Origin of the sequence: Streptomyces sp. NPDC041068 (genome assembly GCF_040647455.1) — a bacterium.
Taxonomy (GTDB): Bacteria; Actinomycetota; Actinomycetes; order Streptomycetales; family Streptomycetaceae; genus Streptomyces.
Map to the genome: position 1 here is coordinate 419,692 of NZ_JBEZCG010000004.1, position 19,091 is coordinate 438,782.

At 70.9% G+C, this 19,091-nt stretch carries 17 protein-coding genes and 1 pseudogene; 8 read left to right on the forward strand and 10 right to left on the reverse strand.

All coding sequences use genetic code 11. The features are described 5' to 3' along the window. Positions 1 to 157 precede the first annotated feature (157 nt). Positions 158 to 1,258 carry an alpha/beta hydrolase gene (locus tag AB0B50_RS11800; RefSeq protein ID WP_362328908.1) on the forward strand — a complete coding sequence of 367 codons (1,101 nt, stop codon included), beginning with the start codon at positions 158 to 160 and terminating at the stop codon, positions 1,256 to 1,258. Here AB0B50_RS11800 and AB0B50_RS11805 read toward each other — a convergent pair. Then, the gene (locus AB0B50_RS11805) at positions 1,255 to 2,664 is read right to left on the reverse strand and encodes a HAMP domain-containing sensor histidine kinase (RefSeq protein ID WP_362328910.1); all 1,410 of its coding nucleotides are present in this window, start codon (positions 2,662 to 2,664) and stop codon (positions 1,255 to 1,257) included. The two genes, AB0B50_RS11800 and AB0B50_RS11805, sit on opposite strands and share 4 nt — an antisense overlap. Further along, positions 2,661 to 3,353 (reverse strand): response regulator transcription factor, encoded by a 693-nt coding sequence (locus tag AB0B50_RS11810; RefSeq protein WP_362328912.1) that lies wholly within the window; start codon positions 3,351 to 3,353, stop codon positions 2,661 to 2,663. The genes AB0B50_RS11805 and AB0B50_RS11810 overlap by 4 nt, the downstream gene beginning before the upstream one ends. Positions 3,354 to 3,455: 102 nt before the next feature. On the opposite strand from AB0B50_RS11810, the gene AB0B50_RS11815 reads away from it, so the two are divergent. Beyond that, positions 3,456 to 4,646, forward strand: a complete 1,191-nt coding sequence (locus AB0B50_RS11815) for a UDP-N-acetylglucosamine--N-acetylmuramyl-(pentapeptide) pyrophosphoryl-undecaprenol N-acetylglucosamine transferase (RefSeq protein WP_362328914.1) — start codon at positions 3,456 to 3,458, stop codon at positions 4,644 to 4,646. Further along, a complete protein-coding gene (locus AB0B50_RS11820) occupies positions 4,643 to 5,671 on the forward strand; it encodes an SDR family NAD(P)-dependent oxidoreductase (protein ID WP_362328916.1) in 1,029 nt (342 codons plus the stop codon). Before AB0B50_RS11815 ends, AB0B50_RS11820 begins: the two co-directional genes overlap by 4 nt. A gap of 48 nt (positions 5,672 to 5,719) precedes the next feature. Here the strand turns inward: AB0B50_RS11820 and AB0B50_RS11825 are convergent, their stop codons facing one another. Beyond that, positions 5,720 to 6,349, reverse strand: coding sequence for a TetR/AcrR family transcriptional regulator (locus tag AB0B50_RS11825; RefSeq protein WP_362328918.1), 630 nt, complete (start codon positions 6,347 to 6,349; stop codon positions 5,720 to 5,722). 326 nt (positions 6,350 to 6,675) lie between these two features. Here AB0B50_RS11825 and AB0B50_RS11830 point away from each other — a divergent pair, with 326 nt between their 5' ends. The 4 genes from AB0B50_RS11830 to AB0B50_RS11845 all read left to right on the forward strand — a co-directional run bounded on the left by AB0B50_RS11830 (position 6,676) and on the right by AB0B50_RS11845 (position 11,014). Further along, positions 6,676 to 7,659 (forward strand): tetratricopeptide repeat protein, encoded by a 984-nt coding sequence (locus AB0B50_RS11830; RefSeq protein WP_362328920.1) that lies wholly within the window; start codon positions 6,676 to 6,678, stop codon positions 7,657 to 7,659. Between the two features lie 671 nt (positions 7,660 to 8,330). Then, positions 8,331 to 8,951: a DUF6230 family protein gene (locus tag AB0B50_RS11835; RefSeq protein ID WP_362328922.1), complete on the forward strand. Its 621-nt coding sequence runs from the start codon at positions 8,331 to 8,333 to the stop codon at positions 8,949 to 8,951. Between the two features lie 160 nt (positions 8,952 to 9,111). Then, positions 9,112 to 9,681 carry a DUF6114 domain-containing protein gene (locus AB0B50_RS11840; RefSeq protein ID WP_362328924.1) on the forward strand — a complete coding sequence of 190 codons (570 nt, stop codon included), beginning with the start codon at positions 9,112 to 9,114 and terminating at the stop codon, positions 9,679 to 9,681. Next, positions 9,671 to 11,014, forward strand: coding sequence for a hypothetical protein (locus tag AB0B50_RS11845; protein ID WP_362328926.1), 1,344 nt, complete (start codon positions 9,671 to 9,673; stop codon positions 11,012 to 11,014). The genes AB0B50_RS11840 and AB0B50_RS11845 overlap by 11 nt, the downstream gene beginning before the upstream one ends. Positions 11,015 to 11,108: 94 nt before the next feature. On the opposite strand, the gene pyk is transcribed toward AB0B50_RS11845, so the two are convergent. The 3 genes from pyk to pta all read right to left on the reverse strand — a co-directional run bounded on the left by pyk (position 11,109) and on the right by pta (position 15,948). Continuing rightward, on the reverse strand, positions 11,109 to 12,539 hold the full coding sequence (pyk, locus tag AB0B50_RS11850; protein ID WP_362328928.1) for a pyruvate kinase: 1,431 nt from the start codon (positions 12,537 to 12,539) through the stop codon (positions 11,109 to 11,111). Between the two features lie 74 nt (positions 12,540 to 12,613). Continuing rightward, positions 12,614 to 13,831 (reverse strand): acetate kinase, encoded by a 1,218-nt coding sequence (locus AB0B50_RS11855; RefSeq protein ID WP_362328930.1) that lies wholly within the window; start codon positions 13,829 to 13,831, stop codon positions 12,614 to 12,616. A 26-nt stretch (positions 13,832 to 13,857) separates the two neighbouring features. After that, positions 13,858 to 15,948, reverse strand: a complete 2,091-nt coding sequence (gene pta, locus AB0B50_RS11860; RefSeq protein ID WP_362328932.1) for a phosphate acetyltransferase — start codon at positions 15,946 to 15,948, stop codon at positions 13,858 to 13,860. 340 nt (positions 15,949 to 16,288) lie between these two features. Here pta and AB0B50_RS11865 point away from each other — a divergent pair, with 340 nt between their 5' ends. After that, on the forward strand, positions 16,289 to 17,314 hold the full coding sequence (locus AB0B50_RS11865) for a 6-phosphofructokinase (protein WP_362328934.1): 1,026 nt from the start codon (positions 16,289 to 16,291) through the stop codon (positions 17,312 to 17,314). A gap of 70 nt (positions 17,315 to 17,384) precedes the next feature. Here AB0B50_RS11865 and AB0B50_RS11870 read toward each other — a convergent pair whose 3' ends face one another. The 4 genes and pseudogenes from AB0B50_RS11870 to AB0B50_RS11885 all read right to left on the reverse strand — a co-directional run. Continuing rightward, on the reverse strand, positions 17,385 to 18,098 hold the full coding sequence (locus AB0B50_RS11870; RefSeq protein ID WP_362328935.1) for a helix-turn-helix transcriptional regulator: 714 nt from the start codon (positions 18,096 to 18,098) through the stop codon (positions 17,385 to 17,387). A 98-nt stretch (positions 18,099 to 18,196) separates the two neighbouring features. Next, on the reverse strand, positions 18,197 to 18,484 hold the full coding sequence (locus AB0B50_RS11875) for a hypothetical protein (protein ID WP_362328937.1): 288 nt from the start codon (positions 18,482 to 18,484) through the stop codon (positions 18,197 to 18,199). Positions 18,485 to 18,503: 19 nt separating this feature from the next. Next, on the reverse strand, positions 18,504 to 18,737 hold the full coding sequence (locus AB0B50_RS11880; RefSeq protein ID WP_362329208.1) for a hypothetical protein: 234 nt from the start codon (positions 18,735 to 18,737) through the stop codon (positions 18,504 to 18,506). Positions 18,738 to 18,880: 143 nt separating this feature from the next. Further along, positions 18,881 to 19,090 (reverse strand): annotated as a pseudogene (locus AB0B50_RS11885) (DUF5959 family protein); the annotation flags it as partial. Between the last annotated feature and the right edge of the window lies 1 nt (position 19,091).

The following is a 19,091-nucleotide window of genomic DNA, read 5'->3' on the forward strand; positions in this document are numbered from 1 at the left end:
GCGGGGTGGCGTGCTTGGGGCTGTGGGGATCTGCGGGTCGGATGTAGTTGTCCGCGCAGTTCCCCGCGCCCTTTACGGGGTGCCAAAGTGACGGGTGTGAACTTCTGAGGTCTGGGTAGGCGCCGCCGGTCAGCCGGTCCTGTCCCTGGAGTCACCCTTGAGTTCGAACGGTCATGCCCGCACCGCTGCCGTCGCCATAGGCGCCGCCACCTGCACCGTCCTCGGTGCGTTGCTGTTCGGCGGCTCCGGCGAGGTGAGTGCGAGCCCGCCGCCCGAGCCCAAGGTGCAGGACGAGTTCGATTCGCTGGGTCCCGCTGTCCGCGCCGCGAAGCTCTCCGACGGGCGGACCGCGCACTACTCGGACACCGGCAACAAGGACGGCAGGCCCGTCCTGTTCATCGGCGGCACCGGGACCAGCGCGCGGGCCTCGCACATGACGGACTTCTTCCGCACGACACGGGAGGACCTGGGCCTGCGGCTGATCTCCGTGGAGCGCAACGGCTTCGGTGACACCGCGTTCGACGAGAACCTCGGCAAGGCCGACTTCGCGAAGGACGCCCTCGAAGTGCTCGACGAGCTCGGCGTGGACGACGTCACCGTGGTCGCGATCTCCGGCGGCGGCCCCTACGCCGCCGAGCTCGCCGCGCGGGCCCCCGAGCGCGTCTCGCAGCTCCACCTCGCCGCCGCCCTGCCGCCCTACGGGCCCAAGGCCGCGTACTGCGGGATGTCCGACGACGCGCTCGCCGCCGCGGTGAAGGATCAGATCAAGGATCCGCGCAAGTGGTGGGCCTTCCCGGACGACAGCGCCGTGAAGTCGATACCCGGCTTCGCCGACACCGCGTACGAGGAAGGGGCGCGCACCTACAACCAGCGCGGGCAGCAGGCCGACCCCGCGCCGCAGGTGCACGAGCAGAAGCTGTACTGCCAGCGCCCCGGGCCCGACCTGTCGAAGCTCGACGCCCCCGTCTTCCTCTACGGCGGCAAGAAGGACACCACCGTGCCTCCGTCCACGCTGAAGACGTGGCAGGAGGCGCTGCCGGGCACGCCGAAGGTGCGGACGTACGCGGACTCCGGCCACGACGTGCAGTACCGGCACTGGGACCAGATCCTGGTCGACCTGGCCGGGCACGGCGACCGCACGGTCGTGTGCAAGGGCGGCAAGACCCGTGTCCTCGTCGACCGCGAGGCCGACCGGCTCGTCGCCAAGGGCAAGGCCACGCTGGGCAGTTGCGCCTGGAAGGACAAGCCGGCCGGCTAGGGCGCGGGCAGCGTCAGTCTGAACAGGGCGCCGCCGCCCGGCGCGCGCTCCGCCGTCAGTTCCGCCCCGTGCGCGTGCGCGATCTGGCGTGCCATCGCGAGACCCAGCCCCGAGCCCGGCAGCGCGCGGGCCTTCTCCGCGCGGTAGAAGCGGTCGAAGACGTAGGGGAGGTCCTCCTCCGCGATACCCGGCCCGTGGTCGCGCACGGTCAGGTCCGCGGCGGTCAGCGCGACCTCGACCGGCGCGCCCCGCGGGCTGAACTTGGCCGCGTTGTCGAGGAGGTTGGTCAGGAGGCGGGAGAGGCGCGCCGGTACGCCGGGCACGCTGAGCTCCGCCGCCTCCGGAGCCACCTGGAGCGTGAAGGGAACGGCGGGCCAGTGGCCGCGGGCCGCGTCCACCGCGTGGGCGGTCAGCGGGGCGAGCCGGACCTCTTCGAGCAGCGGCTGTGGCTCCGCCTCCCTGGCCAGCTCGATCAAGTCGTTGACCAGGCCGGTGACTTCGCGTAGCTGCCGGGCGAGCGCGCCCGAGGCCCGCTCGCGCTGCGCGTCCGTCAACCGGTCGGCCCTGGCGAGGAGTTCGGCGTTCGTGCGCAGCGCGGTCAGCGGCGTGCGCAGCTCGTGCGACGCGTCGGCGACCAGGCGGCGGCGGGCCGTGACGGACTCCTCCAGCTCGGCGAGCATCGTGTTGAACGTGGCGGCCAGGCGCGTGACCTCATCCTGATGGCCTCGATGGCCTTCGCGGCCCGGCGGTCCCGGCGGCAGCTCGATGCGGTGGCGGGCGTCGCGTGTGGCCGCGATGCGTTCGGCCGTGGCCGTGAGGCGGGTGATCGGGGCGAGGCCGGTGCGCGAGACCCAGTAGCCGCCGACCGCGGACAGCAGCACGCCCGCGCCGCCCACCGCGGCGAGCAGGGACGCGGCCTGGCTCACGCCGCGCTCGGCGATGTCGGCGCGCAGGGCGACCTGCACGGTCTCGCCGTCCTTGCCGAACGTGGTGGTGTACATCCGCCCCGGCTTCCCGCCGGGCAGCGTGAAGTTCGAGTAATACGCGGGGTGTCGGCCCGCCGCGACCTCACGCGTCTCCGCCGTGACGGGGAGCAGATACGGCTTGGCGGGGTCGTCCTCGGGGTTCTCGGGGACGATCTGAGAGCAGGCGGGAGCGCCCAGGTAGCGGCACTCGCCCGTCTTGACGCCGAGGCCCTCGGCGCGGTGCTGCTGGGCGATGAGCGTGGCCGACTGGGCGAGGTTCTGGTCGAGCTGCTGGTACAGCTTGTAGCGGATCACGAAGAACGCGGCGAGGCACACCCCGATCGCCACCAGCGCCACGGCCGCGGCGGCGGCCACCGCGAGGCGGGTGCGCAGCGGCCTGCGGCGCCGCCAGCGCGCGCCGAGCCTGCGCCGCGCGGTCACGGGGAGCCCAGGCGGTAGCCGACGCCGTGCACGGTGTGGACCAGGCGCGGTTCGCCGCCCGCCTCCAGCTTGCGGCGCAGGTAACCGACGTACACGGCAAGGGAGTTGGAGTCGGGCCCGAAGTCGCGGCCCCACACCGTCTGCTGGATCAGCTCGCGCGGCAGGACCTGCCCGGCGTTGCGCAGGAGCAGTTCGAGCAGCGCGGCCTCGGTGCGGCTGAACTCGACCGCGCGCCCGCCGCGGCGGCCGGTGCGGGTGGTGGCGTCCAGGACGAGATCGCCGTACGAGAGGGTGTCGCCCTCCTGTGCGGGCTGCTCGGGCGTCACGCGCCGCAGCAGGGCGCGCACGCGGGCCACCAACTCGTCCAGGGCGAACGGCTTGACCAGATAGTCGTCGGCGCCCGCGTCCAGGCCGTCGACGCGCTCGCTCACCGAGTCCAGGGCGGTCAGCACCAGGACGGGGGTGCGGTCGCCCGCGGCGCGCAGCTGACGGCAGACCGCGAGGCCGTCCATGACCGGCATCATGACGTCGAGGACCAGGAGGTCCGGCTGCCAGCGGGCCACCGCGAGCAGCGCGCGGTGGCCGTCGGCCGCGCCCCGCACCGCGTGGCCCTCGACGGTCAGGGCGTCCTCCACCGCTGCGCGGACCTCGGGGTCGTCGTCCACCACAAGGACCTTGGCCGGGGTCATGCGGGGGTCCTCTGTCGTCGCGATCTCTTCGAGCTCATGAACCAAAGGTGCCAAACGCGGCTCTTAAAACCCTCTTAGACCCTCGCGTGATGCTCCACTGCCATGCGAACCACTCACTCCGATCCCTCGGATCCCCCGGGCCGCTCCCGCCTCTCCGTCGTGATCGGTGCGGGCGGCACCGGTGGCCACATCTATCCGGGCCTCGCCCTCGCCGACGCGCTGCGCAGGGCCGTGCCGGACGCGGTGATCTCCTTCGTCGGCACCGAACGGGGCCTGGAGACCCGGCTGATACCGGACGCGGGCTACCGCCTCCACACCGTCGACATGATCCCCTTCGACCCCTCGCTCGGTGCCCGCCGTTATCTGCTGCCCGCCGCGCTGATGAAGTCCGGCGCCCAGTGCCGGGCCATCCTGCGCGAGCAGGGTGCGCAGGTCGCCGTCGGCATGGGCGGCTACCCCAGTGCCCCCGTCATCGTGGGTGCCCGCATGGCGGGGCTGCCGAGCCTCATCCACGAGTCCAACGCCGTGCCGGGCCGCGCCAACCGGTTCGCGGCCCGCCTCACCCCGAACATCGCGGTCGCCTTCGATCGCAGCCGCGCGCACCTGCCGGGCGGTGAGCGGGCGCACACCACCGGGATGCCGATCGCCGCGCCGCTCGCCGCGCTCGACCGGGCCGCGCTGCGTGCCGAGGCCCGGCGCACGCTCGGTGTGCCGGACGGGGCCCGCCTGGTCCTCTTCAACGGCGGCAGCCTCGGTGCCGCGCGTCTGACGGAGGCCGCGCTCGGCCTCGCCGCCAGGTGGCACGACCGGCCCGACGTGTACCTGCTGATCAAGACGGGGCCCGCGGCGCTCGACGAGGCGCGGGACCGGCTCGCGTTCGAGGGCGGGAACGCCGTCGCCCGCGCCGTGCCCTACCTCGACCGCATGGACCTCTCCTACGCGGCCGCCGACCTCGTCGTCTGCCGTGCGGGATCCGCGACGGTCGCCGAGCTCGCCGCCACCGGCGTGCCCGCCGTCCTCGTGCCCTACCCGCACGCGCCCGGCGACCACCAGACCCACAACGCCCGGGTCCTGTCCGACGCGGGCGCGGGCCTCCTGCTGCCCGACGCGGAGACGACGGCCGACCGCCTCGCCGAGCTCGTCGGCCCGCTGCTCGCCGACCCGGCGCGCCTCGCCACGATGAGCGGCGCCGCGGACCCCGGGCCGCACGCCCGCGCCGCCGACCTGCTCGCCGGGCGGGTCCTCGAACTCGCCCATGTCACGCCCCATTCGGACCACTTGGAGTACGCATGAACACCGCCCCCTCGAACAGCCCCGTCGCGAACGCCTCCTTCTCCTGGGAGAACCGCACCGTCCTCGTCACCGGCGCCGAGGGCTTCATCGGCTCGACGCTGGTCGACCTGCTCCTCGAAGCGGGCGCGAAGGTCCGCGCCTTCGTGCACTACAAGCCGTACGCGGAGAAGGGCCACCTCGCGCACCTGCTCGGTGACCCGCGGGTCGAGATGATCGCGGGCGACGTGCGGGACCCGGGGCGTGTGATGGACGCGGTCGCCGGGTGCGACACCGTCTTCCACCTCGCCGCGCTGATCGGCATCCCGTATTCGTACGACTCCCCGGGCGCGTACGTCCAGACGAACGTCGTCGGCACCGAGAACGTCGCGGAGGCCTGCCGGCGGCACTCGGTGCGGCGGCTCGTCCACACGTCCACGAGCGAGGTGTACGGGACGGCGCTGACGGCGCCGATCAGCGAGTCCCACCCGCTGCAGCCGCAGTCGCCGTACTCCGCGTCGAAGATCGGCGCGGACATGATGGCGCTCTCGCACTGGCACGCCTTCGAGCTGCCGGTGACGGTGGTGCGGCCGTTCAACACGTACGGTCCGCGGCAGTCGGCCCGCGCGGTCATCCCCACGATCCTCGCCCAACTGCACTCGGGCGCACGGGAGATCAAGCTGGGGTCGCTGACGCCCACGCGGGACTTCACGTACGTGACGGACACCGCGCGGGGGTTCATGGCGATGGCGGTGTGCGACCGGGCGCTCGGTCACTCCGTGAACCTGGGGGTGGGCCGGGAGATCTCCATCGGGGACCTGGCGGAGGCGTTGATCGCGGCGTCGGGCCGCGAGGCCTCTGTGGTCGTCGATCCTGCGCGGCTTCGGCCTTCGGGCAGTGAGGTGGAGAGGCTGTTGTCGGACAACTCGCGGGCGCGGGAGTGGGCGGGGTGGCGGCCTGAGGTTTCCCTCGCCGATGGTCTGAAGCTGACCTCGGAGTGGGTTGCCGAGAATCTGCAGCTGTTTGCGCCTGGGCGGTATCAGGTCTGAGTTCGGGTGCGGGTGAGTGGGGGCTTGTCGCGCAGTTCCCCGCGCCCCTTACGGGGCCGCGGCCGCCGCCAGGCCGCCCAGCAGGAGCAGAGTGAATCTACGGGCCCACTCGGTGTCCACCGGCTCCGCGCTGACCAAGGCGCGGTGCACCACCGCTCCCGCGATCACGTCGAAGATGAGGTCGGCGGTGTGGGCCGCGTGCACGGGGTCGGACTCGGTGGGCAGTTCGCCCCGTTCCTGGGCCCGCGCCCGTCCGGCGAGGACGAGACGTTTCTGCCGGTCGACGATGGACTCCCGGATGCGGTCCCGCAGCGGTTCGTCCGTCGTCGACTCCGCGACCACCGCCATGAGTGCCGTCTTCGTCTCGGGGCGGCCGAGGAGCACCGCGAACTGCAGGACGACGCCCTCGATGTCGGCGGCGAGGCTGCCACGGTCCGGCAGTTCCAGCTCGTCGAAGAGCTCGGCCACCGCGTCCACGACCAGTTCGCTCTTGCCCGCCCAGCGCCGGTAGAGCGTGGTCTTGGCGACGCCCGCGCGCGTGGCGACGGCGCCGAGCGTCAGCTTGGACCAGCCGAGCTCGACGAGGCCCTGCCGGGTCGCCTCCAGGATCGCGGCGTCGGCGGCCGCGCTGCGCGGGCGGCCGCCGGTGCGGGCGGGAGGAGTGGTGCGGCTCTGCATGCCCGCGACCATACCGGCCAGTACGGAGCGGGTCGTGGTGCCGAGTGAGCGAGATCACCGAAGGGGCCTCCCCACACCAGGGGTGGGGCAGTTACGCTACGACCCGTAGCGAAAGCTCGGTGGGCACGGCGAACGGCGAACCTCCGATGCCCCGTAGCGAGCGCTGCGAGCGACAGACCACACAGCACGACCACAGGCACGGGGTGGGGACCCCGAGCCGCACACCGGTCCTCCTCGGGACCTCGAACCGCACCCTCGGCGATCCCGCAATCCGGCGGGAGAAGAAGGGTGGGCGGTTCCCGCACGGCTTGGGGGAGGATGTACTCATGCAGCCACGGAACATGTCCATGAGCGGAGTCGTCGACCTCGCCGCGGTGAAGGCGGCCCAGGAGGCCAAGGCGAAGGCGGAGCAGGCGCGCGCCGAAGCGGCCCGGCAGGGCGGGGGAGCGGCAGGCGCCGCGATCTCTCCGTCGAGCCTCGTCATCGACGTAGACGAGGCCGGTTTCGAGCGCGAGGTCCTGCAGCGCTCCACCGAGGTCCCGGTCGTCATCGACTTCTGGGCCGAGTGGTGCGAGCCGTGCAAGCAGTTGAGCCCTCTCCTGGAGCGCCTCGCGCAGGAGTACAACGGCCGTTTCCTCCTTGCCAAGATCGACGTCGACGCGAACCAGATGCTGATGCAGCAGTTCGGGGTCCAGGGGATCCCGGCCGTCTTCGCGGTGGTGGCCGGGCAGGCCCTGCCCCTCTTCCAGGGCGCGGCCCCCGAGGCGCAGATCCGTCAGACCCTGGACCAGCTCATCCAGGTCGGCGAGGAGCGCTTCGGCCTGACCGGCCTGGCGGTCGACCCGGCGGCCGAGGGCCAGCAGGCCCCCGCGGCGGCCGAGGTGCCCGCCGGTCCGTACGACGCGGCGCTCGAAGCGGCGGTGCGGGCCCTGGACGCGGGCGATCTGCCCGGAGCCGTGCAGGCCTACAAGAACGTACTCAGTGACGACCCGGCCAACACCGAGGCCAAGCTCGGTCTCGCCCAGGCCGAACTGCTCCAGCGGGTGCAGGGTCTCGACGCGCAGAAGGTCCGCAAGGACGCGGCCGAGAAGCCGGCGGACGTCGCCGCGCAGATCGCCGCCGCCGACCTGGATCTGGTGGGCGGTCATGTCGAGGACGCCTTCGGGCGGCTGATCGAGACCGTGCGGCGCACGGCGGGCGACGACAGGGACGCCGCGCGGGTGCGGCTGCTCGAACTCTTCGAGGTGGTGGGCGCGGACGAGCCGCGCGTCATGGCGGCGCGCACGGCGCTCGCCCGGGTGCTCTTCTGACGCCCGCGCCGACCCTTCGGCCGGTCCGTCCACCGGCCCCTCGGCTGACCAGTCCCTAAACGCAGGGGCTTGTGATGCCGGAGTGAAAAGTCTGTTCCCAGGACGCCACAGAGGTCGCGCTTTACCAAAACTTGGTAAACGCGGCCTCTGTTACTTGGAGTAAGACACGGGCATGCTTTTGAGCGTCTTCACCCCGCCATGTCCCGTTCTGCTCCGGCCGATTGAGCCACCGTCTGTTGTCGGCCGATACCGCGCGGTCGCGCTTCGGTTATCCGGCCGTTACTAGCCAGTAACGAACCCCCTTGTGCGGGGGCCGAGAATGCACCACGATCGGCGACGCTCGGTCCAATGGCCCGCAGCCCCGACAGCCAATCGGGGAGCGGTGCTTCTGGGTCCCCACCGAGCAGGCCGGTGACGCCGTCGCCGGTCTGGGACAGGGGGGTCTCTGCCGGTCCCGGCAGGGCCTGTCCGCGAGGTTGTGCGTGATGCGTCAGGCGCGACCAGTGGTTGTCGCTCGGGGGTGATCGCCGGTGATTCGGGCGCATGTGCGCGCCTCCGATGCGGGCGCTCTCCTTCCCGAGGACGTAGCACTTCTCCCATCCCTGCCCGGCTGAGCCGCCCGAACGGGAGCAGCCAGGGCCGGAGATGTACGTCCGAGAAGGAGGAAAGTCATGGAGTCCGTGGCTCGTGGCGGAACCAGATGGAAGCGGTTCGCCGTGGTCATGGTGCCGAGCGTCGCGGCGACTGCCGCGATAGGCGTCGCCCTGTCACAGGGTGCGCTCGCGGCATCGTTCAGTGTGTCCGGTCAGCAGTTCAAGGTGACGGCTGATTCGCTCGACGGCGAGGGGTTCGTCCAGTACGGCGCCCTCGACAGCGGGAAGTCGGGCAATCACCCGGTGTCCGTCGTCGGCATCGAAGAAGCGAAGATCACCAACCTTTGCCAGTCCGTGGTCGTCCCGGTCCCGGTCTTCGGCGATGTGTCGATGGTGCTCAAGGCCGGCGGCAAGGGCAACGACCGCGTCGAGGCCAAGAAGCTCTACATCGACGCCGACAGCATGAAGGTCGCCAAGCCGACCTTCAACAACGTCGACATCGGTGTCTCGGTCGACCGGACGACCAAGGGGCCGGGTCCGGCCAAGGGCGACAAGTACGTCCCGGACTCGTTCGCGCAGCAGGCCGAGTCGGTGCACTTCGAGGGCGTCCAGCAGCGTGCGTGGGCGACCACCGCCGGCACCTTCAAGCTCTCCGGCCTCGGCATGTCGGTCAAGAAGGGCAAGCACGAGTGCTACTAGGGGAGTTGACGCTTCCCTAGTGGGCCGCTCGCGGCCCGGTGCGCACTCGATGCGATGAAACGGCCGGGCGCGGGGGCGCGACGGCAGATGACGGAGCCGTCCCCGTGCCCGTATCCGCACGACACACAGAACCAACGCCATTCCCGAGGAGCTGTACGACATGAGCGCCGAAGCGCAAGTGGGACTGGGCGACAAGCTCGGCCGGATGCGCCGATCGTTCCGAGGGTGGCGCGGTCAGCGCCCGTTCTGGGGTGGTCTGCTGACACTTCTCGGCGGCATCCCGATCATGTATTTCCCGTACGCGAACCTCACGCTCGGCACGATGACGATCCGGATGGCGACCACCGCCGGCGCCGGATCGCTGATCATCGGCGTCCTGTTGGTCGTGCTCGGCCTGACCATGTGGTTCCAGCCGCACTCCCGGGTCTTCGCGGGTGTCGCGGCGATTCTGCTCGCCCTGGTCTCGCTCGTCGTCTCCAACTTCGGCGGCTTCGTCATCGGCTTCCTGCTCGCCCTGATCGGCGGCGCCCTCGGCGTCTCCTGGGCGCCCGCACGGCCCGCCGGTGACCCCGCGAAGGGACGTACGGCCAAGGAGTCCGGCGGCCCGGTGGACGACGGGGCTCCCGAGCCCGCCGCCACGGCGGCCGCGGGCGGGGTGAGCGGCGACCAGGACGATCTGTCAGGAACGAGCCCGACGAACGGGACGAACGGGAGGCACCGTGCCGGCTGACGAGGTGCACCACGAGGGCTCCGCGGGGGAGCCCCGTGCGAGAACCGGGCCGCGCCACGCGGCACCGAGGAAGCCGCTGCTCACCCGGCTGCAGGTGCCCGCGGGGAAGGCCATAGCCATCGCGGCCATGCCCACCGCCGTGCTCATGGGCATGGGACTGACCCCGACCCTCGCGCAGGCGAAGCCGGGTGTCCCCGAGAACCCCTTCCAGGACGGCCCGTGTGTCACGGCGCCGGACAAGGACGCCGAGGACGCCGCGAAGGACGCCGCCGAGGAGAAGGCGAAGGAGGACGCGGCCGAGAAGGACGCCGCGGACAAGGCCGCGAAGGACGAGGCGAAGAAGGACGAGGCGAAGAAGGACGAGGCCAAGGAGCCGACTCCGTCGACCTCGCCCTCCTCGGACGACAAGGCCGGCTCCGGCGACAAGGACGAGCCCACGCCGAAGCCCTCCGACGGCGCGGACGAGAAGGAGTCCGAGCCGGCTCCCGAGCCCACCGAGACCAAGAACCCCTGGGACCCGCTGGGTGTCGGTGACGCCATCAAGGACGCCTTCACGCCCGACGAGGAGGAGTCCGAGACCCCGGAGCCGAAGCCGGACGCCTCGGAGGAGACCAAGGCCCCCGAGGACACGGCCAAGGACACGACGGACAAGGTCACCGAACCCGCCGGCGACGCGAAGGACACGGTCGACAAGGTCGAGGACGGCCTCAAGGACGGCGCCGACAACGCGAAGGACGAGGCCGACAAGGTCACGGACGGCGCCGAGAAGGCGGCGAAGGACGCGACGGACAAGGCGAAGGACGAGGCCGGGGCCGAGGCCGAGGACCCGATGGCGCCGGACGAGAACGGCAAGAAGCCGTTCCCGTGCGTGGTCGAGAAGAAGGTCGACGGCGAGGGCGAGCAGCCGCCCGCGCCGATACCGAACCAGCCCTGGTACCTGGAAGCCAGCTCGCTCACCCTCAAGGGCGCCGACTACCAGGGCGTCGTGAACCTCACGATGCCCAACGGCAAGACCAAGCAGGCCCTGAAGTACGTCGTGCAGAAGACGGACATCGGCGACCTGCACCAGATCGTCGACGGACCGGGCGGCAAGAAGTACCACGTCGAGGCCGCCAAGGGCACCACCTCCACGATCCGTGGCGGGGAGACGACGATGTACACGGAGCGGATCTCGGGCAAGCTGTTCGGGCTCATCCCGATCACCTTCGACCCCGAGCACCCGCCGCCGCTGAACATCCCGCTGATCTACTTCACCGACGTCAAGGTGCAGCAGGCGGGCCAGTTCGGCGGCAACCTCACCGTCCCCGGCCTGCAGCAGTCGATCACCGGCTAGCCGCGCACGGACCTTTCCGGGAGCCGCAACAAGCACTGAGGGCGCCCCCTTTCACAGGGGGCGCCCTCAGTGTTGTCCGTACGCGAACCGACGACTAGTCGCGCTCTCCGCCGCCGAGGTGGTGGACCCGAACCATGTTGGTGGTGCCGGGGACCCCGGGGGGCGAGCCCGCCGTGATGACGACCGTGTCGCCGTTGTTGAAGCGGTTCAGCTTGATCAGCTCGGCGTCGACGAGCTCGACCATCGCGTCGGTGTTGTCGACGTGCGGCACCACGTAGGTGTCCACGCCCCAGCTCAGCGCGAGCTGATTGCGGGTCGCCTCGTCCGTGGTGAAGGCCAGGATCGGCTGGGCCGCGCGGTAGCGGGACAGACGACGGGCCGTGTCGCCGGACTGCGTGAAGGCGACCAGCGCCTTGCCGTCCAGGAAGTCCGCGATCTCGCACGCGGCACGGGCCACCGAACCACCCTGTGTACGCGGCTTCTTGCCGGGCACGAGCGGCTGCAGGCCCTTGGAGAGCAGCTCCTCCTCGGCCGCCTTGACGATCTTCGACATCGTCTTGACGGTCTCGATCGGGTACGCGCCCACGGACGACTCGGCGGAGAGCATGACCGCGTCCGCGCCGTCCAGGATCGCGTTGGCGACGTCGGACGCCTCGGCGCGCGTGGGGCGGGAGTTGGTGATCATCGACTCCATCATCTGGGTCGCGACGATCACCGGCTTGGCGTTGCGGCGGCACATCTCCACGAGGCGCTTCTGCACCATCGGGACCTTTTCGAGCGGATACTCGACGGCCAGGTCGCCACGGGCCACCATCACCGCGTCGAACGCCGCGACGACGCCCTCCATGTTGGCGACGGCCTGCGGCTTCTCCACCTTGGCGATGACGGGGACCCGGCGGCCCTCCTCGTCCATCACCTTGTGGACGTCCTTCACGTCGTTGGCGTCGCGCACGAAGGACAGGGCGACCATGTCGCAGCCCATCTTCAGGGCGAAGCGCAGGTCCTCGACGTCCTTCTCCGAAAGGGCGGGCACGTTCACGGCCGCGCCGGGCAGGTTGATGCCCTTGTGGTCGGAGATGACACCGCCCTCGACGACGATCGTCTTCACGCGCGGGCCGTCCACCTCGACGACGCGCAGCTCGACGTTGCCGTCGTTGATCAGGACCTGGTCGCCCTTGGAGACGTCGCCCGGCAGGCCCTTGTAAGTGGTGCCGCAGATCGACTTGTCGCCGGGCACGTCCTCGGTGGTGATGGTGAACTCGTCACCGCGCACCAGCTCGACGGGGCCTTCGGCGAAGGTCTCCAGACGGATCTTCGGCCCCTGCAGGTCGGCGAGGACGCCGACGGCACGGCCGGTCTTCGCGGCGGCCGAGCGGACGCGGTCGTACCGGCCCTGGTGCTCGGCGTGGGTGCCGTGGCTGAAGTTGAAGCGGGCCACGTTCATGCCGGCCTCGATCAGCGAGACGAGCTGCTCTTCGGAGTCGACGGCGGGGCCCAGCGTGCAGACGATTTTGGAACGGCGCATGGGGGCGATCCTATCGGTTTGTTTCGCTTCGGAATATTCCGTCTGGTGGAATCTACAAATGGGCGGAAGTGCGCTCAGGCGTTGCGGTCGGCGACCAGGGCGTAGGTCTGGTTGGCGATCTCCAGCTCCTCGTCGGTCGGCACCACGGCGACGGCGACCCGGGCGTACTCCGGCGAGATGAGCCGCGCTTCGTCGGAACGTACGGAATTGAGCGCGCCGTCGACCGCGAGGCCCAGCTCTTCGAGGCCGGCCACCGCCGCCTCGCGCACCGGCGCCGCGTTCTCGCCGACGCCCGCCGTGAACGCGACGGCGTCGACCCGGCCGAGCACCGCGTAGTAGGCGCCGATGTACTTCTTCAGGCGGTGGACGTAGATGTCGAAGGCGAGCGCCGCCGCCTGGTCGCCCTCGTCGATACGACGCCGGATCTCCCGCATGTCGTTGTCGCCGCAGAGCCCGATCAGACCGCTCTTCTTGTTGAGCAGGACGTCGATCTCGTCGATGGACATCCCGCCGACCCGGGCCAGGTGGAAGATGACCGCCGGGTCCATGTCACCGGAGCGGGTACCCATCACGAGCCCCTCAAGCGGCGTGAGCCCCATCGACGTGTCGACGCACCTGCCGCCCCGCACGGCGCTCGCCGAGGCGCCGTTGCCCAGGTGCAGCACGATGACGTTGACGTCCTCGGGCGCCTTGCCGAGCAGCTTCGCGGTCTCGCGCGAGACGTACGCGTGCGAGGTGCCGTGGAAGCCGTAGCGCCGCACGCGGTGCTCGTCGGCGGTCTTGACGTCCATCGCGTAGCGCGCCGCGGACTCCGGCATCGTCGTGTGGAACGCGGTGTCGAAGACGGCGACCTGCGGCAGGTCGGGACGCAGGGCCTGGGCGGTGCGGATGCCGGTGATGTTGGCCGGGTTGTGCAGCGGGGCCACCGGGACGAGCCGCTGGATCTCCGCGAGCACCTCATCGGTGATCACCGTCGGCGCGGTGAACTTCAGGCCGCCGTGCACCACCCGGTGGCCGATCGCGGCCAGCTCGGGGGAGTCCAGGCCCAGCCCGTCGGCGGCCAGCTCCTGGGCGACGGCCTTCAGCGCCGCCTCGTGGTCGGCGATCGGCTCCTCGCGCTCACGGGACTCGGCACCACCGCCGGTCAGCGGGGTGTGCTTGAGCCGCGAGGTCTCCTCGCCGATCCGCTCGACCAGGCCGACGGCCAGGCGTGAGCTGTCACGCATGTCGAGCAGCTGGTACTTCACCGACGAGGAGCCGGAGTTGAGGACGAGTACGCGAGTGGCGGTCACTGAATTCAGGCGCTTTCTGTGGGGGGTTACTGGGTGGCCGGGGCAGGCGTCTGGGCCTGGGCCTGGATCGCCGTGATGGCGACGGTGTTGACGATGTCCTGGACGAGCGCGCCCCGGGACAGGTCGTTGACCGGCTTGCGCAGGCCCTGCAGGACCGGGCCGACGGCGATCGCGCCGGCCGAGCGCTGCACGGCCTTGTAGGTGTTGTTGCCGGTGTTCAGGTCCGGGAAGATCAGCACGCTGGCCTGGCCCGCGACGTCCGAGTCGGGCAGCTTGGTGGCCGCGACGGAGGGCTCCACGGCGGCGTCGTACTGGATCGGCCCCTCGATCTTCAGGTCCGAGCGCTGGGTGCGCACCAGCTCGGTGGCCTCGCGCACCTTGTCGACGTCGGCGCCCGAACCGGACGTGCCCGTCGAGTACGAGAGCATCGCGATCCGCGGCTCCACGCCGAACTGCTCGGCGGTGGTCGCCGACTGGACGGCGATGTCCGCGAGCTGCGGGGCGTTCGGATCCGGGTTGACTGCGCAGTCGCCGTACACGAGGACCTTGTCGGCGAGGCACATGAAGAAGACGGAGCTGACGATCGAGGCGTCCGGCTTGGTCTTGATGATCTCGAAGGCGGGCCGGATCGTGGCGGCCGTGGAGTGCACGGAGCCCGAGACCATGCCGTCGGCGAGGCCCTCCTGGACCATCAGCGTGCCGAAGTAGTTGACGTCCGCCACGACGTCGTACGCCAGCTCGACGGTGACGCCCTTGTGGGCGCGCAGCTCGGCGTACTCGGCGGCGAAACGGTCCCGCAGCTCGGAGGTCTGCGGGTCGATGAGCTCGGAGTCGGCGAGGTCCACGCCGAGGTCCGCGGCCTTCTTGCGGATCTGCTCGACCGGGCCGAGGAGGGTCAGGTCGCAGACGCCGCGGCGCAGCAGGACGTCGGCGGCGCGCAGGACGCGCTCCTCGGTGCCCTCGGGCAGGACGACGCGGCGGCGGTCGGAGCGGGCCTGCTCCAGGAGCTTGTGCTCGAACATCATCGGCGTGACGCGGTCGCTGCTCGGCGCCGAGACGCGCTTGAGGAGGTCGGCGGTGTCGACGTACCGCTCGAAGAGGCCGAGGGCGGTCTCCGCCTTGCGGGGCGTCGCCGCGTTCAACTTCCCTTCCAGCGCGAAGAGTTCGGCCGCGGTGGGGAAGGAGCCGCCGGAGACCGCGACCACCGGGGTGCCGGGCGCGAGGCGGTCGGCGAGGGTGAGGATCTCCTGGCCCGGCTGCTCGTTCAGGGTCAGCAGGACGCCCGCTATCGGCGGCGTCCCCGCGCTGTGCGCGGCGAGCGAGCCCACCACGAGGTCGGCGCGGTCGCCGGGGGTGACCACCAGGCAGCCCGGGGTCAGGGCGTTCAGGAAGTTCGGCAGCATGGCGCCGCCGAAGACGAAGTCCAGGGCGTCGCGCGCGAGCCCCGAGTCGTCGCCCAGCAGGACGCGGCCGCCGAGCGCGTGGGTGATCTGTGCGACCGTCGGCGCGGAGAGCGCGGGCTCGTCCGGCAGGACGTAGCAGGGCACGGGCAGGCGGGCCTCCAGCCGCTCGTGGATCTCGTCGCGGTCGGCGGGGGCCACGCGGTTGGTGACCATCGCGAGGACGTCGCAGCCGAGCGAGTCGTAGGCGCGGTAGGCGTTCCGGGTCTCGGCGCGCACCGACTCGGCGGGCTGGTTCTTGCCGCCGACCACGGGGAGCACGGAGGCACCGAACTCATTGGCGAGCCGGGCGTTGAGCGCGAGCTCGTCGGGGAGCTGGGTGGCGGCGAAGTCCGTGCCGAGGACGAGGACGACCTCGTAGTTCCGCGCCACCTGGTGGAAGCGGTCGACGAGGCGCGAGACCAGCTCGTCGGTGCCCTGCTCGGCCTGGAGCGCGGACGCCTCGTGGTAGTCCATGCCGTACACCGACGCGGCGTCCTGCGACAGCCGGTAGCGGGCGCGCAGCAGGTCGAAGAGCCGGTCGGGACCGTCGTGGACGAGCGGCCGGAAGACGCCGACCCGGTCGACCCGGCGGGTCAGGAGCTCCATCACTCCCAGCTCGATGACCTGGCGTCCGTCGCCCCGGTCGATCCCGGTCACGTACACGCTGCGCGTCACGCGTGGTCTCCCCTTCTCGCTGTCCTGCTTCGCAGTCCTGTGGTGCGGATGCCGCGACTCCGCGGCTGCCCGGCTCTGTGGCTGCCCGGCGTGAGGCGCCGGGTGAGCTGGACAAAGTACCCGATATCGTGGCTGTGCCCTCTTGACAATACCTCTGCGGCTGGCTAGGTCGCCCGCCGGACGAAAGGCCTGACGAAAGGCCTGTCGGGACGGGTACCAAGGCCCCTGCCCGGTCCTCGCACGCGCATCCGTCGCACATCCGTGAGCGGCGACCCCCTTGCGACCGTGGAACAATCGGACCGGCTCACAAGTACCAGCAGCGAGCAGGAGACACAGCGCGATGCGTATCGGAATTCTCACCGCGGGCGGCGACTGCCCCGGCCTCAACGCAGTGATCCGGTCGGTCGTGCACCGCGCCGTCACGCACTACGGCGACGAGGTCATCGGCTTCGAGGACGGCTACGCGGGCCTGCTCGACGGGCGCTACCGCCCCCTCGACCTCAACGCCGTCAGCGGCATCCTGGCCCGCGGCGGGACGATCCTCGGCTCGTCGCGCCTTGAGCGCGCCCGCTTCCGCGCGGCCTGCGACAACGCCAAGGAGCTCATCGAGAAGAGCGGCTTCGACGCGCTCATCCCGATCGGCGGCGAGGGCACCCTGACGGCGGCGCGCATGCTGTCCGACGCGGGTGTGCCGGTCGTCGGCGTCCCCAAGACCATCGACAACGACATCTCCTCCACGGACCGCACCTTCGGCTTCGATACCGCGGTGGGCGTGGCCACGGAGGCCATGGACCGGCTCAAGACCACCGCCGAGTCGCACCAGCGCGTGATGGTGGTGGAGGTCATGGGCCGCCACGCGGGCTGGATCGCCCTGGAGTCCGGCATGGCAGGCGGCGCCCACGGCATCTGCCTGCCGGAGCGGCCCTTCGACCCCGCCGACCTGGTCGCGATGGTCGAGGAGCGGTTCGCGCGGGGCAAGAAGTTCGCGGTGATCTGCGTCGCCGAGGGCGCGCATCCGCAGGACGGCACGATGGACTACGGCAAGGGCGCGATCGACCAGTTCGGCCACGAGCGCTTCCAGGGCATCGGTACGGCGCTCGCGTACGAGCTGGAGTCCCGCCTCGGCAAGGAGGCCAAGCCGGTCATCCTCGGCCACGTCCAGCGCGGCGGCACCCCCACCGCGTACGACCGTGTCCTCGCGACCCGCTTCGGCTGGCACGCGGTGGAGGCGGTGCACCGCGAGGAGTACGGCAAGATGACGGCGCTGCGCGGCACGGACGTCACGATGGTGCCGCTGGCGGATGCGGTGACGGAGCTGAAGACGGTGCCGAAGGACCGGATGGACGAGGCGGAGTCGGTCTTCTAGGCCGATCCGGCTTCCGGGGGAGGCTTTGGTCATGGCGAGGCCGGGCCTTTGGGCCCGGCTGCTGTGACCCTCAGGCCCGACTTTCCCGGACCAAGGTCCAGAAGTGATCGAGGACGTGGTCGAGGAAGTCCCGCCCGGCCTCGCCGGAGGCGTCCGAGCTCGCCCCGCCGCCCCAGCTCAGCGTGCGCGCCATCCGTGACTGGTAGTCCTCGTGCATCCGGCGCAGCGCGCCCTCCACGTGCCGCCGGTCCAGGGGGAGCAGCTTGGCGACGGGGCGCACGTACCCCTGCCAGCGGGTCGTCACCGCGTTGCGCAGCAGCTCGGCGAGTGCGTCGGACCGTCCGGTCACGGTGACGAAGTCCGGCACGGAGAGCGCGAGCACCTGGGCGAGGGCGGCGGACTGCCGTTCGTTGCCGCGCCAGGAGTTGGTCTCCTCCATCCGCAGATACGCCTGGATCTCCACGCCGGCCCCGCGCGCGACGTCCTCGGGGGCGAGTCCGCGGGCGAGCCGGTGCTCGCGCAACGTCCGCGCGGCGCCCATGAGTTCACCGGGCGAGCACCACAAGGTGGCGGCGAGCGCGGTGAGTTCGGCGGAGCTGGGGGAGGCGAGTCCCCGCTCCCAGGCGGTGATGGTGTCGGCGGTGATGTACGTGAGCCCGTAACTGGCCTGCATCCCGTACGCGACGTGCCCGGGCGCCATCCCCAACGCCTCGCGCAGCCGCCGGGCGGCGGGGAAGTTGAACGGGGGCGTGGGCTCGCTCGACTGGCTCGGTTGCACGGGCACACCGTATGGGGGGTGGGGCTCGGCGACTACGGTGCGTTTCTACGAGGTTGCGGATTGGTGGGAAAGTACGGGGCTCATGGAGCGGTGAGAGGCCCGGCTCACGATGATCGACCAGAGGGTTCCCGGTTCCCCGGGCCCTGTGAAGACTCGTCGGTCACGTACATGCGGTGGATCTGGAGTGACACGGACACGGATTCCCGCAGGCCCGAACGTCTCTCGAACGCGACCTCGATGAGCCCGTAGTCCCGCCGCATCCGAGACTTCCGCACATCGTCCAGGAAGTCGTTGCCGAGCGCGCTCTCCCACTCCTCCGGCGAAGTACCGAGGGGGACGCCGAAGATTGTCTTCCGCAGGGCCGCTTCGGCATAGAGGCCGACGTCGGGCATCAGCCTCCTTCTGTCTTGTTCATTTTCTCGAGGTCTTGATGATGAAGTGCATTTCCGCCGCAGGATTCCGACTCGTCCCGAACTCGCCCTTGTTCATGCTGTCACGGGCGGTGGCTTTCGTGATGATGCCGTCCCTGAGGGAACGGTTCGAATGGATCTCGTCCAACACCTTCTGGACCTCCCGTTCGCTTGCCGTGCCGTGCTTGAGGTGGATCGGCCTTCCGCCGATGCCTCCCTTGTCGTCAGGGCCCACGAGTGAAGTCGGCTTGGGGGGATCATGACGGGAGTGACAAGTGGTGGTGCCAGGTGCTGAGTACGTCCTCCAGCCGACGGCGATGGGTGGTGATCCAGTCGGCGGGCAGGTCGATGGGAACCCGAACCGTCGTCCTCGCCGCCCTCCAGGTGATCCAGGGCTTCCCCCCAAGCACGGAGCCGTGACCACCACAGCGAGAGGTCCAGGCGTCCCGCCACGAACGGCGTGGCAACGACGATCTCTGCCGCGAGGGCTCCGGACACGCCCCGGAGAGGGCCGAGCACCGTGATGCGGACGGTGTTGCCTTCGTCGTCGGACAGCAGGGCCAGGTCCAGGTGCCCGGCGTTCCGCACG